This window comes from Streptomyces sp. A01 (assembly GCF_059026195.1).
The window spans coordinates 208,441-222,602 of sequence record NZ_JBWLKN010000009.1 but is presented as its reverse complement, the minus strand read 5'-3'; the positions used below and the strand labels follow the sequence as shown (position 1 = coordinate 222,602).

Annotated in this window: 13 protein-coding genes; 10 read left to right on the top strand and 3 right to left on the bottom strand. The window is 71.4% G+C overall.

Annotated elements, in window-relative coordinates; all coding sequences use genetic code 11:
- Positions 1-392: 392 nt before the first annotated feature.
- The 3 genes from AC5P1B_RS15050 to AC5P1B_RS15040 all read left to right on the top strand — a co-directional run bounded on the left by AC5P1B_RS15050 (position 393) and on the right by AC5P1B_RS15040 (position 4,236).
- Entirely contained in the window at positions 393-935 is a 543-nt protein-coding gene (locus tag AC5P1B_RS15050; RefSeq protein WP_493887584.1) for an SAV_915 family protein, read from the top strand.
- 12 nt (positions 936-947) lie between these two features.
- Positions 948-2,537, top strand: coding sequence for a diaminopimelate decarboxylase (lysA, locus tag AC5P1B_RS15045; protein ID WP_493887583.1), 1,590 nt, complete (start codon positions 948-950; stop codon positions 2,535-2,537).
- Between the two features lie 760 nt (positions 2,538-3,297).
- On the top strand, positions 3,298-4,236 hold the full coding sequence (locus tag AC5P1B_RS15040) for a beta-ketoacyl-ACP synthase III (protein WP_493887582.1): 939 nt from the start codon (positions 3,298-3,300) through the stop codon (positions 4,234-4,236).
- 83 nt (positions 4,237-4,319) lie between these two features.
- Here AC5P1B_RS15040 and AC5P1B_RS15035 read toward each other — a convergent pair whose 3' ends face one another.
- Positions 4,320-5,231, bottom strand: a complete 912-nt coding sequence (locus AC5P1B_RS15035) for a glutaminase (RefSeq protein WP_493887580.1) — start codon at positions 5,229-5,231, stop codon at positions 4,320-4,322.
- Between the two features lie 405 nt (positions 5,232-5,636).
- Between AC5P1B_RS15035 and AC5P1B_RS15030 the strand changes: the two genes are divergently transcribed.
- Together AC5P1B_RS15030 and AC5P1B_RS15025 are read left to right on the top strand one after the other, a co-directional pair.
- A complete protein-coding gene (locus AC5P1B_RS15030) occupies positions 5,637-6,227 on the top strand; it encodes an N-acetylmuramoyl-L-alanine amidase (RefSeq protein ID WP_493887579.1) in 591 nt (196 codons plus the stop codon).
- A gap of 208 nt (positions 6,228-6,435) precedes the next feature.
- On the top strand, positions 6,436-7,458 hold the full coding sequence (locus AC5P1B_RS15025; protein WP_493887664.1) for a 1-aminocyclopropane-1-carboxylate deaminase/D-cysteine desulfhydrase: 1,023 nt from the start codon (positions 6,436-6,438) through the stop codon (positions 7,456-7,458).
- 275 nt (positions 7,459-7,733) lie between these two features.
- Here AC5P1B_RS15025 and AC5P1B_RS15020 read toward each other — a convergent pair whose 3' ends face one another.
- Positions 7,734-9,335 (bottom strand): Na+/H+ antiporter, encoded by a 1,602-nt coding sequence (locus AC5P1B_RS15020; protein WP_493887578.1) that lies wholly within the window; start codon positions 9,333-9,335, stop codon positions 7,734-7,736.
- 73 nt (positions 9,336-9,408) lie between these two features.
- Between AC5P1B_RS15020 and AC5P1B_RS15015 the strand changes: the two genes are divergently transcribed.
- The 4 genes from AC5P1B_RS15015 (at position 9,409) to AC5P1B_RS15000 (ending at position 11,887) form a co-directional block, all read left to right on the top strand.
- A complete protein-coding gene (locus AC5P1B_RS15015) occupies positions 9,409-9,669 on the top strand; it encodes a UBP-type zinc finger domain-containing protein (RefSeq protein WP_493887577.1) in 261 nt (86 codons plus the stop codon).
- Between the two features lie 88 nt (positions 9,670-9,757).
- Positions 9,758-10,273 carry a GNAT family N-acetyltransferase gene (locus tag AC5P1B_RS15010; protein ID WP_493887576.1) on the top strand — a complete coding sequence of 172 codons (516 nt, stop codon included), beginning with the start codon at positions 9,758-9,760 and terminating at the stop codon, positions 10,271-10,273.
- Between the two features lie 272 nt (positions 10,274-10,545).
- Positions 10,546-10,959 carry an ATP-binding protein gene (locus tag AC5P1B_RS15005; RefSeq protein WP_116213824.1) on the top strand — a complete coding sequence of 138 codons (414 nt, stop codon included), beginning with the start codon at positions 10,546-10,548 and terminating at the stop codon, positions 10,957-10,959.
- A 40-nt stretch (positions 10,960-10,999) separates the two neighbouring features.
- Entirely contained in the window at positions 11,000-11,887 is an 888-nt protein-coding gene (locus AC5P1B_RS15000) for an RNA polymerase sigma factor SigF (RefSeq protein WP_493887662.1), read from the top strand.
- Between the two features lie 244 nt (positions 11,888-12,131).
- Here the strand turns inward: AC5P1B_RS15000 and AC5P1B_RS14995 are convergent, their stop codons facing one another.
- Positions 12,132-12,794, bottom strand: coding sequence for a hypothetical protein (locus AC5P1B_RS14995; protein ID WP_493887574.1), 663 nt, complete (start codon positions 12,792-12,794; stop codon positions 12,132-12,134).
- 114 nt (positions 12,795-12,908) lie between these two features.
- Between AC5P1B_RS14995 and AC5P1B_RS14990 the strand changes: the two genes are divergently transcribed.
- Complete coding sequence (locus AC5P1B_RS14990; protein WP_493887573.1) at positions 12,909-13,877, top strand: diacylglycerol/lipid kinase family protein; 969 nt, start codon at positions 12,909-12,911, stop codon at positions 13,875-13,877.
- Positions 13,878-14,162: the final 285 nt, after the last annotated feature.

The window sequence follows — 14,162 nt, the reverse complement described above, 5'->3', positions numbered from 1 at the left end:
TCCCACCGCGTCCGCTCAGCGTCTACCGTCCCGGCGCCCATCCGCGCTGGCTGTGCCCGCCCGGTCCCGTCAGCTCCGCCCCGTAGAGCGCCGCCTCGTGAGCGCCGATCCGCAGGCGGCACACCGCGGAACGCCGCCCCGTGGAGCTCCGGCCGCGTCAACTTCCCGACTCGGGGCGGTTGGTTCACCGACCGCCGGGCGGGCGCTTCCCCTCCGCCGGGCCGGACCCTCCCTGACCATGAGCCGGACGCTAGAGACGCGTTAACGGAAGCCGCCATTCCGTCAGTGCCGCGTCAGGAACCGCCGCACTCCCGCGCGACCGGGCATAACGTCACTGACACGCCCCGGCCCCGCACACGGGCCTGGCCTCTGCTTCTCCCTCAGGAGGAACCATGACCAACAGCCCGTACCAGGAAGATCCCGACCCCTGCGAAACCGTCCCGGCCGGACCTCTCGGGTGCCTCTTCGTCCCGGTCCGGTCGGGTCCCATGGGCCTTACGGCTCGCCTCTTCCGTACGCCGCTCGGCGGGCGCACCGCGGTCGGCTTCACCAGCGAGCGGCGGTTGACGGACACCCTGGGCACCGAACAACGATGGATCAAGCTGGGCGAGTCCGCGCTGCGCGCCCTCACCGCCCCGCTCGGCTGCACCCGGATCACCCTGGACCCGCAGTTCGCGGCGCGCGCTCCCGACCCCTTCGCGGTCCGCGCCCCCGAGGTGGCCGGGGCCACCACGGACGGCGAGCGCGGCCCCCGAGGCGAGGCCACCGGCGCTGACACGACCGCGCCGCCCGCACCCATCCCCGCCACTGTCCCCGCCCCCATCTCCGCAGCCCCGTCCTCCGCGGTCCGCCCCGCCTCCGTCCCGGCTCCTGCCCGGGCCTCCAGCGGCGAGCGCGAGCGCGCCGGTTCGCGCCGCGGCGTACGAGTCGTCTGAGGAGCCGCGGCCATGTCAACCACCACGACGTCAACCAACCCGTCGACCAACACGTCAACCGACACGTCGGACAGCACGCCGGGCAACAGGACAAGCACGGCAAGTACGCCGCATACGCCGAGTTCGCCGCGCACACCGACAAGCAGCGGCGCGTCAGCCAAGACACAAGCCGTCCCCGCGCGGCGCACCGCGCGCGACGCGGGGCCGGACACCGCTCCAGCCACCGCCCTTCCCACCATCAGCGCCACCGGCGCCGCCACCGGGCCCGTCCCCGGCGCCGAGACCGTCGTCCCCGCCGACGAGCGGCATCAGCTGTCCGTCTGGCCCCGTTCGGCCACGCCGCTGGCCGAGCGTGACGTGGCCATCGGCGATGTCCCGCTCACTGAGATCGCCGAGCGGTTCGGCACCCCGGCCTACGTCATCGACGAGGACGAGGTGCGCCAGCGGTGCCGTGCCTACCGCCAAGCATTCCCGGACGCGGACGTCATCTACGCCGCCAAGGCGTTCCTGTGCCGCGCGATGGCGCACTGGGTGCAGGAGGAGGGTCTCGGCCTGGACGTCTGCTCCGCGGGCGAGTTGGAACTCGCCGTCACCACCGGCTTCCCGCCGGACCGCATCGTGCTGCACGGCAACGCGAAGAGCCCGCACGACCTCGACACCGCGCTGCGGCTCGGCGTGGGGCGGATCGTCATCGACAGCGGTTCCGAGATCGCCCGGCTGGCCGCCCAGGTCACGCCCGGAAGTCGGCAGAAGGTCATGGTCCGCGTGGTGCCGGGGATCTCCGCCGGTGGCCACACGTCCATCCGGACGGGCACCGACGACCAGAAGTTCGGCCTCTCGATCACCGATGGCTCCGCCCAGCACGCCATCAGCCGGATACTCGACCAGCCCCGGCTGGAGCTGGTCGGCCTGCACTGCCACCTGGGTTCGCAGATCCCGTCCGCCAAGCCGTATCTGCTGGCGGTGCGCCGTCTCGTGGGGCTGCTCGCCCGGGTGAGGGACCAGCACGGCGTCGCCCTTCCCGAGCTCGATCTCGGCGGTGGCCACGGCATCGCCTACCGGCCCGGTGACCCCGCGCTGGACGTGGCGGATCTCGGCAGCCGGGTAACGGCCGAACTGCTCGCGAGCTGCACGGCGGCCGGGCTGCCGGTGCCCCGGCTGACGATCGAACCGGGCCGTGCGGTCGTCGGCCCCGCCGGTGTGGTGCTGTACAGGGTGCTCGCGGTCAAGCGGACCGGCGAGCGGATGTTCGTCGCCGTCGATGGCGGCATGAGCGACAACCCGAGGCCCGCGCTGTACGGAGTGCGGTACGCGCCTCGCCTGGTCGGCCGCCACTCCACCGCGGCGACCTGCCCGACGATCGTGGTGGGCCGGCACTGCGAAGCGGGCGACGTCCTCGCGAACGATGTCGAGCTGCCAGCCGACACCCGTCCCGGCGACCTCATCGCCGTCCCCGCCGCCGGGGCGTACCAGGTCTCCATGGCCTCCGGCTACAACATGGTCGGCAGGCCGCCGGTGGTCGCCGTCACGGGCGGCCACGCCCGGCTGCTCGTACGGCGCGAATCACTGGCCGACATCCGCAGCCGCGACGTCGGCCTGTAACCACCCACCGGCTCCGTCCACCCCCGCCCGCCCCTCCAGTCGCAGAGCCCCTGCCCCCTCGCGGCCGCCCAGCGCGGCCCCCGGGGGCAGGGGCTCAGGCGCGTCGTACGGGCCGAGCGCGTACGACACCGCCAAGGCACCCCGTACGCGCTCCGCCCGTTCCGTACGGCCGGGGCACCCGCCTGCCGCTCGCGCGCCGTCGCACACCGCACCGCTCCCCGCCGCACCCCGGCGCATTGTCTCGCCACTGTGTCGAACCACACATTCACGCGTACGCCGGAACACCCGCGCGCACACGCCGGCCGCCGGCGACCGCGCACCGACCAGGCAGGCACGCCTCCGACGGACCACCCTCGGCGCATCCGGACGCCGGTTCCGGCCAGGATTCCGGCCAGTGGTTCAGCCGGCGGTGCCGGCCGCTCCACGGGCGGGCCCCCGCGGCCGCACGGGCAGCGACTAAAGTCCGCAGAACGGTGCAGAGCACGCCCAGGGACGGCAGAAGGCTCCAGATCTCGCCGCCGAACGTTGGTGGATCACACACCGGTGTGCCGTCTCCCCGCCCGCAAACTGGTACACACCGCATCGGTGACCCGCCCACCACCCTCGCTCCACCCGGCCGACACCCGCCGCTTACCCGCCGCATACCCGCGGCCAGGGCACACTCCGCTCACCGCGCCACCGACGCTCACCCAGCGACACATGACCTCAGCGACACCCGCGCTCAGGGACACCTGCCAGCTCAGAGGAAGGGGCGCACCCCATGCCCGGATCACGCGTACTGGCTCTCGGCCACTACCAACCCGCCAAGGTGCTCACCAACGACGACCTGGCGGCCATAGTCGAGACCAGCGACGAGTGGATTCGCAGCAGGGTCGGCATCCGCACCAGGCACATCATGGCGCCCGACGAGACGGTGGACGAGATGGCCGCGCACGCGGCCGCCAAGGCCGTGGCCAACAGCGGGCTTGAGCCCGCCGACATCGATCTCGTACTCGTGGCCACCTGCACAGCGGAAGGCCGCAGCCCCAACACGGCCGCCCGGGTCGCCGCCCAGCTCGGGATGCGGTCGCCCGCCGTCATGGACCTGAATGTCGTCTGCGCCGGGTTCACTCACGCGCTGGCCACCGCCGATCACGCACTGCGGGCCGGTGCCGCCACCAAGGCCCTGGTCATCGGGGCCGAGGCGTTCACGTCCGTCGCCGACTGGACCGACCGGTCCAGCTGCGTCCTGGTCGGCGACGGGGCGGGCGCCGCCGTGGTCGTGGCCTCCGACGAACCCGGCATCGGGCCGGTCCTTTGGGGCTCCATGCCCGAGATGAGCGACGTCGTACGCATCGAAGGCTCGCCCACCCGCTTCTCGCAGGAAGGCCAGAGCGTCTACCGCTGGGCCACCACGCAGCTGCCGCCACTGGCCCGCGAGACGTGCCTGCGGGCCGGCGTCACGCCGGAGGAGCTGGGCGCCGTCGTCCTGCACCAGGCGAACCTGCGGATCATCGAGCCGGTCGCGCGCAAGCTCGGCGCGGTCAACGCGGTCGTCGCCCGCGACGTGATCGACTCCGGTAACACCTCGGCGGCGAGCATCCCCCTCGCGCTGTCCAAGCTGGTCGAACGCGGCGAGATCCCCTCGGGCGCACCGACGCTCCTGTTCGGCTTCGGCGGCAACCTCTCGTACGCCGGACAGGTCATCCACTGCCCGTGACGTCCCCGCTACGGAGAGAGCCTGCGCGTTCCGCACGTCCTGCGCGTTCCGCACGTTCCGCACGTTCCGCTGGCCCTGCCGGGTCAGAAGACGGACAAGCCGGTCAGCGTCGTGAAGTGATCGAGCGCTGAGACCCCGGCCACCGAGTTGCCGCGCGTGTCGAGCCCCGGACTCCACACGCACAGCGTGCAGCGCCCCGGGATGACCGCGATGATCCCTCCGCCGACGCCGCTCTTCCCGGGCAGCCCGACGCGGTACGCGAAGTCACCCGCCGCGTCGTACGTACCGCAGGTGAGCATGACGGCGTTGACCTGCTTGGCCTCACGCCGGGGCAGCAGCCGGGAGCCGTCGGCGCGCAGCCCGTGCCGGGCCAGGAATCCACACGCGAGCGCCAGGTCGCGGCAGCTCATCTCGACCGAGCACTGCCAGAAGTAGTGCTGGAGCACGGTCGGAACGGGGTTGTCGAGGTTTCCGTAGCTCGCCATGAAGTGCGCGAGGGCGGCGTTGCGGTCGCCGTGATCGGTCTCCGACGCGGCGACGGCCGGGTCGAAGGCGAGGGACGGATTGGCGCTCTCGGTACGCAGGAACTCCAGCAGCGTGGTGCTGGCGTCGCCCGTCAGCGTCTGCAACCGGTCCGTGACGACCAGCGCCCCGGCGTTGATGAACGGGTTGCGCGGGATGCCGTTCTCGTACTCAAGCTGTATGAGCGAGTTGAACGGGTTGCCGGACGGCTCCCGGCCGACCCGCTGCCAGACGGCCTCGCCGCCATGGGCCAGGACGAGCGCGAGGCTGAAGGTCTTGGAGATGCTCTGCACGGAGAACGGCACCGTCCAGTCGCCCACCCCGTAGACCCCGCCCTCGACATCCACGACCGCCATGCCGAAGCGGTCGGCGCCCACCGAGGCGAGCGCCGGAATGTACTGCGCCACCTGTCCGTGGCCGACCTGCGACCGCACGGCGTCGGCCACCTCTTCGAGCACCGCCTGGTAGTCCACGTGACCGCGCTCCCTCTAGCAACCCTGCGAGAACCGGAAAACCCCGTTATCGCCGTACGACAGTGACCGTGACAGTGAACCCGACCGTGGCGGCGGCGTAGCGACGGCGACGCCGTACGCGGCGGCCCGCGCGGTGGCTGCGAGCCCGCACAGCCGGCACTGTCCCGCGCCCGACGGATCGCCTCGTCCGCCACGCGCCGACCTCGGCCGTCGCACGCCGGATCGTGCGCCAGGCGTGCCCTCACCTGCGCAAACGCTGAGGTGCGGGCCGCGCGCCGGGTGTCCGGCGGCCGGATCGGTTCGCACGATATCCGAACGGCTAGTCCAGCAGCGAACGTTCCGGTACAAGCAGGACTAGAGAGGCGGGACGCGAACGGCGACCGTCGTGCGAGAACGGAGGCGGTCATGTCCCCACCCATGTCCGCGCGGAACTTCCTCAAGAGCCTCAAGGACGAGGGCATCCGGATCAAGGAAGTCGGCGACTGGGAGCATCACAACCGCAACCACAAGGGTCCCTGGGGCCCGGTGCACGGCGTGATGATCCACCACACGGTCACCTCGGGCGCCGCGCGCACCGTGCAGATCTGCCGCGACGGGCACCCGAGCCTGCCGGGCCCGCTGTGCCACGGCGTCATCACCAAGGACGGCACCGTGCATCTGGTCGGCTACGGCCGCGCCAACCACGCCGGGCTCGGTGACGACGACGTGCTGCGAGCGGTGATCGCGGAGAAGGGGCTGCCGCCCGACAACGAGGCCAACACCGACGGGAACCGGCACTTCTACGGCTTCGAGTGCGAGAACCTCGGCGACGGCAAGGACCCCTGGCCCGCCGCCCAGCTGGAGGCCATCGAACGCGCGGCCGCGGCGGTCTGCCGCCACCACGGCTGGACCGAGCGGTCGGTCATCGGCCATCTCGAATGGCAGCCGGGCAAGGTGGACCCGAAGGGGTTCACCATGGCCGGCATGCGCGAGCGCATCCGCGAACGGCTGAAGTAGCACAGCCGCGAGAAGACCTCACAGAACCCCACGAGACGCCACTCAAGGCACCCCACGTGACAATGGGCGGGTGAGCAGCACCGCCTCCGCGCCCGTTCCCGACCCCTGCCCCGACCACCCCCGCCAACCCGGCCGTCCCGTCGAAGCCGACGCCGCCCAGCCCGGCCACCGCTCCGGCACGCCCGCCGCCACCAGCGCCCGCGCGCGCGTGCCGTCGGCTGCCGGCGGCGGCGTCGGCTTCGACGCGCTGCGGCCCCGGCTGCCCTCCCCGCTCCAGGAGACGAGGGACGCGCGGTTCGCGCGGCACGGCGTCCGCCTGCTGCTCAAACGGGACGATCTCATCCACCCCGAGCTACCGGGCAACAAGTGGCGCAAGCTGGAGCCGAACCTCCGTGCCGCCGCCCGCGCGGGCCAGCGGCGGTTGCTCACCTTCGGCGGCGCGTACTCCAACCACCTGCGCGCCACCGCCGCGGCCGGGCGCCTCCTCGGTCTGTCCACCATCGGAGTCGTACGCGGTGAGGAGCTGGCCGACCAGCCGCTGAACGCCTCCCTCCAACGGTGTGCCGCCGACGGCATGCGGCTGCACTTCGTCAGCCGGTCCACTTATCGGCGCAAGACGGACCGCGAGGTGCTCGACGCGCTGCGCGAGCGCTTCGGCGACTGCTACGTGCTGCCCGAGGGCGGCAGCAACGCCCTGGCCGCGACCGGCTGCGCCGCCCTCGGCAGGGAACTGCGCGAAGCCCTCACCCCCGGCCCGGAAGCGGACCCGCACGCCCTGCAAGCCCCGAGCGCCCCGTACCTCGCCGAAGCCGTCGCCGGGCCGCACGTCGTCGGGGTGGCCTGCGGCACGGGCGGCACCCTGGCGGGCCTCGCGGCCGGTCTGGCCAGCGGCCCTGGCGTGGGGCCGCGCGCGATCGGGTTCCCCGTGCTCAGGGGCGGTTTCCTCGACGCGGAGATAACCGGGCTGCAGCGTGCCGCCTTTGGCGCCAGGACCGGTGACTGGACGCTGGACGACCGCTTCCACTGCGGCGGTTACGCCCGTACCACCCCGGAACTCGACGCGTTCGCCCGCGATTTCGCCGATCGGCACGGACTTGTCCTCGATCGCGTCTATGTCGCCAAGCTGCTGTACGGCCTGACGACGCTGGCGGAGGAAGGCGCCTTCGCTCCCGGCGCAACGGTCACAGCCGTAGTGACAGGCACCGCCCCAGACCCCGCCACGGCCCCCTGAACAGCGCCAAGCCGCGCGCCCCCTCCGCTGGTGCCCCGCCAGGGGCGCGGGGAACTGCGCGACCAGCCACAACGCACCCGCACTCCGCGGCGACGCATACCCGCCACCAGGCTGCCCACAGGGCCCCGCAGACCACGCACAGCACAGGGATTCGCCCCGCCAGGGGCGCGGGGAACTGCGCGACCAGCCACAACGCACCCGCACTCCGCGGCGCACGGACAGGGACTCCCCTCGCTCTCCCGTCCGCCCGGTCCGCCCGGTCCGCCGGACACGGCTTAGTCGGCCTCCTCCTCCCGGTAGGCGGCCGCCTCCTCCAGGTCCAGCCTGCGCAGCAGGGTCCGCAGCATCTCGTCGTCGATCCGCCGCTCGTCCCGCAGCCGTACGAACACCTCACGCTCGGCGCCGATGACCTCCCTGGACAGCCGCCGATAGGTCTCGTCCGCCGATTCGCCGGTGGCGTCGCTGACCGTGCCAAGCCGCTCCCATACGGAGTTGCGCCGCCGCTCCATCACGGTGCGCAGCCGTTCGGCCAGCGGCTGCGGCAACTGGTTGCGGTCGTCGGCCAGCAGCTCGGCCAGGCGGCGCTCGGCCGCCTGGGACGCCTCGCTCTGCGCCTGGGCCTCCGCGAGGGTTTCCGCCTGCGCGTCGCGTGCGGGCAGCCGCAGCGCGCGGATCAGCAACGGGAGCGTCAGCCCCTGGACCACCAGCGTGCCGATGACGGTGGTGAAGGTGAGGAGGAGGACAAGCTCCCGGGCGGGGAAGTCGTCGCCGCCGTGCGCGCTGGTGGGGAGCGAGAACGCGATGGCCAGCGAGACCACGCCGCGCATCCCCGCCCAGCCCACGACGACCGGCGCCTTCCAGTCGGTGTCGGGTTCGCGTTCCCTGATCCGGGCGGACAGGGCACGCGGCAGGAACGTCGCGGGGAAGACCCACAGGTAGCGGACGACCACGACCGCGGCGAACACGGCTGTGGCGTACCAGGCCGCCTCCGCGATGCCGTACTCGCCGAGGCCGCGCAGCACGACCGGGAGCTGGAGCCCGATGAGTGCGAAGACCGCCGACTCCAGCACGAAGGAGACCATCTTCCAGACCGCGTGCTCCTGGAGCCTGGTCGCGAAGTCCACCTGCCAGGACCGGTGGCCCAGATACAGCGCGACGACCACGACGGCCAGCACGCCGGACGCCCCGACCTGCTCGGCCACCGCGTACGCCACGAAGGGGATGAGCAGCGACAGCGTGTTCTGCAGCAGCGGCTCGCGCAGCCTGGTGCGCAGCCAGTGCAGGGGCACCATCAGGATCAGCCCGACGCCGACGCCGCCCACGGCGGCGAGCAGGAACTCCCGTACGCCGGAGCTCCAGGTCGCCCCTTCGCCGACCGCAGCCGCCAGCGCCACTTTGTAGGCGGTGATGGCGGTGGCGTCGTTGACCAGCGACTCGCCCTGCAAGATCGTGGTGATCCGGGAGGGCAGCCCGGCCTTGCGGGCGATGGCGGTCGCGGCGACGGCGTCCGGCGGGGCGATCACCGCGCCGAGCACCAGGGCCGCGGTCAGCGGCAGGTCCGGCACCACCAGATACGCGACCCAGCCGACAGCGAGCGTCGCGAACAGCACGTAGCCGACCGACAGCAGCGCGACGGGCCGCACATTGGCACGCAGGTCGAGGTAGGAGCTGTCCAGGGCCGCCGTGTGCAGCAGCGGCGGCAGGAGCAACGGCAGCACGATGTGCGGGTCGAGGACGTAGGTGGGGACCCAGGGCACGTACGAGGCGACCAGCCCGGCGGCGACCAGCAGCAGCGGCCCCGGCACCGGTGTGCGACGGGCGGCTCCCGCGATGGCCGCGCTGCCCGCGACCAGGGTGAGCAGGGGAATGACGTCCATCGGCCTCGCCCGTCCTCCTCGTGGGCACCGCCGCGGCTACCACGGTCCGGCGATGCGATTTAACCTGGCAATCATGAGCGAGTGCACGCATGTTCCCGAGCTGCCGCGCCCCGAACCGGCCCCGCTGAGCGAGACCTGTCCGGAATGCCTCGCGACCGGTAGTCACCCCGTTCACCTGCGGCTATGCCTGGTGTGCGGGCACGTAGGCTGCTGCGACTCCTCCCCGTACCGGCATGCCACAGCGCACTTCACGGAGACGGGCCACCCGGTGATGCGCTCCTTCGAACCGGGCGAGAGCTGGCGCTGGTGCTTCCGGGACCAGGCCCTCGTCTGAGGACGAGGCCGCCGCTTCGGCGTGCGGCCGGCTGCCTGCCGGAGGGCTGTTCGCCGCGTTGTCGGTGCGGCCGGTTACCTTAGGTCTCATGATCCGAGCCGCGCTGCCGTCCGATGTGCCCGCCATCCACGCGATGATCCGCGAACTCGCGGAGTACGAGCGGGCGCCTGAAGCCGCCAGGGCGACCGAGGAGCAGCTGCACGAGGCGCTCTTCGGCGCTCACCCCGCTGTGTACGCGCTGATAGCCGAGGAGCCCGGGGCCGGGCCCGCCGAGGGGGCGGCGGCTGCCGGGGAGCCGGTGGGCTTCGCGATCTGGTTCCTCAACTTCTCCACGTGGACGGGTACTCACGGTGTCTACTTGGAGGACTTGTACGTACGCCCCTCGTCGCGCGGCGGTGGTCACGGCAAGGCGCTGCTGGCCGAGCTGGCACGGATCTGCGTCGAGCGGGGATACGAGCGCTGCGAGTGGACGGTGCTCGACTGGAACGAGCCCGCCATCGCGTTCTACAAGTCCATCGGCACCGAGGCGATGGACGAGTGGACGGTGCGGCGACTGACCGGAGAGCCGTTGCGCGAACTGGCCGCGCTGGCCGTGAAGAGCTAAACGATCAACGGGGCGACATCTCTTTCGAATTGACCCCCACAAACCCCTAGCCACTGTGCGTACTCATGGGCTTACCATGAGTGACAGTCGTGAGGCTCTGATTCCGCACTCGCCCTCGGCGGACCATGCACCGTCCGGGCGACACGGGACCACAGATCGCGATAGCGTCGCAGGCGAACCATGTGCCGCGCCGGTATGTCTCCCTCCACCATAAGGGCTGACGACCGGCGCTCGTATCAGCTCAACCAGCTTGTGTCACCTTGGAGGTGAGGGTGTCCCAGATCGCAGGCGAGCCCGGGACCCAGGACTTCGTAGAAGTCCGGTTGCCCGCTGCGGGTGCCTACCTGTCGGTGCTGCGTACGGCCACCGCCGGCCTAGCGGCCCGTTTGGACTTCACCCTCGACGAAATCGAGGATCTACGCATCGCGGTCGACGAGGCGTGCGCGATCCTTCTTCAACAAGCGGTCCCCGGAAGTGTTCTCAGCTGCGTCTTCCGCCTGGTCGGCGACGCGCTGCGGGTCACCGTATCGGCACCCACCACCGACGGCCGCGCTCCCGAGCGCGACACCTTCGCCTGGACGGTGCTCTCAGCGCTGGCCGGTGAGGTGGACTCCACAGTCGCGGACGACCGCACGGTCAGCATCAGCCTGCACAAGAAGCGCGGCGCCGGTCCCGGACAGCCGTGACGGAAAGGGGGGCTCCGTGAGTACTGCATCATCGCGGGGGGTGCGCACGCCGCCCATCCCGCAGCAGCCGGACCGGCCGCACCCCGCGGACCCGGAGGCGGCTGGCGACGGACCAGAGCGGGCGGACCACATGGACCAGCATCAGCACGAGCAGCGGAAGCCGCACCACAACCCACAAGACCGCAGTGGTGCGCGAGCGATGTTCATAGAGCTGCGCGAACTCCCCGACGGCTCCCCGGAACGTGCAGAACTGCGGAACAACCTCGTGCGGATGCACCTCCCCCTGGTGGAGCATCTGGCGCGGCGCTTCCGTAACCGCGGAGAGCCGCTGGACGACCTCACCCAGGTCGCCACCATCGGGTTGATCAAGTCGGTCGACCGGTTCGACCCGGATCGCGGAGTGGAGTTCTCCACGTACGCGACGCCTACGGTCGTCGGTGAGATCAAGCGGCACTTCCGGGACAAGGGCTGGGCGGTGCGCGTGCCGCGCCGGCTCCAGGAGCTGCGACTCGCTCTGACCACCGCGACCGCGGAGCTGTCCCAGCGGCACGGCAGGGCCCCGACCGTGCACGAACTGGCCGAGCATCTCAGCATCTCCGAGGAGGAGGTGCTTGAGGGCCTGGAATCCGCCAATGCCTACAGCACGCTCTCGCTCGACGTCCCCGACACGGACGACGAGTCCCCCGCGGTCGCGGACACCCTGGGGACGGAGGACGAGGCGCTGGAGGGCGTCGAATACAGAGAGTCACTGAAACCGCTGCTGGAGGATCTCCCTCCGCGTGAGAAGAAGATCCTGCTGCTGCGGTTCTTCGGCAACATGACCCAGTCGCAGATCGCGCAGGAGGTCGGCATCTCCCAGATGCACGTCTCACGGCTGCTGGCGCGGACACTCGCACAGCTGCGGGAGAAACTCCTCGTAGAGGAGTAGCAGCGCCGCCGCCGCATCCGTGGCGGCGAAATCCCGCGCGCCGGGGGAAGTCCCGCGCGCGACCGATAGCCGTGCGCACTACCGAAGGACGCGCGTCTCGCCCTCCGAGGCGCGCGTCTTCGCGTCGTCCACATGCCGTACCGACCCTGTCCGTCGGCCTCACCGGCCGTACCTCATCCGGCTGACCGGCCCGCCCCGGTGGCGCGCGACGCGCGCCACCGGAGATGAACCGCTCGAACCGCCGTTACGCGTCGCGCGGCCCGATGCCCAGCGCCTCGGTCGCCGTGGGGTTGACGAGAAGAGCCAGGGCCGCGATGGCCGCGAGGCCGATCACCACTCCGGGCGCGATCAGCGCGCCACCGGAATTGACCAGTGTCCAGGCCACGGGCAGCGCCATGATCTGGGTGATCATCGCCGGGCCACGGCTCCAGCTGCGCCGCAGCCACAGCCCGCGCGCGGCGACCAGCGGCAGCGCGGCCAGGACGAGATACATGACCGCCAGCACCTCCGCCTGCTTCGGGCTGTCGGGGTCACCGGCCACGCCCATCACCATCAGATAGACGCCGTAGGCGAGGAGCAGGACGCCCTCGACGGCGGCGATGGCCGCGGCCCCGGTGATCCGGCGCCGCCGGGGCCCCGCCGGGGGACCCGCGTCCGGCCCTCCCTTGCCGTCGGCCTCGCCGGCCGCCGTGCCGGCCGCCTCGGGAGCCGCCGCCGGCTCCCCCTCGCGGGCCTTGGGCGCGGTCTCGTCCGCCGCCTTCGGAGCCGCCTGGGACGCGGCCTTGGAGCCGGTCCCGGACGCGGTCTGGGAGCCGGTCCCGGACGCGGTCTGGGAGGCGGTCCTGGACGCGGTCTTCGGGGCCGCCTTCGGGCCTCGTGCGGGCCTGCGGTTCTGCTTGCTGCTCACCCTTGCAGGGTAGACCGTCCGCCGCTGCGGCATAGGGGCACCGAGGGTCTCCGCTGGGCCTCAGAACGACCCAGGGGGTGGGAGCAGTACCAGCAGGTAGGTAGTCTGCATCGCATGCGCGCGCTTCTCGTGGTCAATCCGGCAGCAACCACTACCAGTGCCCGCACCCGTGATGTGCTGATTCACGCACTCGCCAGCGACCTCAAACTGGAGGTCGCCACGACGGAGTACCGGGGGCACGCCCGCGACCTGGCCCGCCGGGCGGCCGAGAGCGGCACATGCGACATGGTCGTCGCACTGGGTGGCGACGGCACCGTCAACGAGGTCGTCAACGGGCTGCTGCACAATGGCCCCTCTCCGCAGGACCTGCCCCGGCTCGCTGTGGTGCCGGGAGGCTCGACGAATGTCTTCGCGCGGGCGCTCGGGCTGCCCAACGAGGTCGTCGAGGCGACCGGCGCGCTGCTGGACGCGCTCCGCCAGGGCAGCGAGCGCACGGTGGGCCTCGGCCTGGCCGCGGGAACGCCGGGGACGCCGGACGAGGCGGTGCCCGCTCGCTGGTTCACCTTCTGCGCGGGCTTCGGATTCGACGCCGGTGTGATCGGGCGCGTGGAGCAGCAGCGGGAGCGCGGCAAGCGTTCGACCCATGCCCTGTACGTGCGACAGGTCGTCCGGCAGTTCTTCGGCGAGCCGCACCGTACACACGGCAAGATCACGATCGAACAGCCGGGCAAAGATCCGGTCACCGATCTGGTGCTGTCCATAGTCTGCAACACCTCGCCGTGGACCTATCTGGGCAACCGCCCGCTCTACGCGTCACCGCAGGCGTCCTTTGACACAGCCCTTGACGTGCTCGGATTGGCGAAACTGTCGACTCCGGCGGTCGCCCGTTACGCGACCCAGCTGCTCACCTCCAGTCCGGAGCGCGGCCCGCACGGCAAACACGCGGTCACACTGCATGACCTGACGGACTTCACCTTGCATTCGCAGGCGCCGCTGCCCTTCCAGATGGACGGTGACCACCTGGGCCTGCGCACAAGCGTGACGTTCACAGGTGTTCGCCATGCACTGCGTGTGATTGTGTGAGTGGCAGACCCCAAACTCCTTCCACTCGAACGTTTAGCCTGGGCTCCACCCTGTGGAAGTACGGCTGTGACCGAGGCGACACCAAGGAATCAAAAAAAAGTTTCCGGAAGGGGTTGTATCCGCCGCCGAGGTTTGCGAGTCTCTTCATGGCGATCGGGACGGCCGCACGAAGGCCCCCTTGAGAGCCCGAATCCTCCTCCTCATTCTCCTGGACCGCACCAGTGCAACTGGGCGGCGGCCCTTCCCTTGCGGAGGGATTCGTGAAAGCGTTCACATTCACAAGCA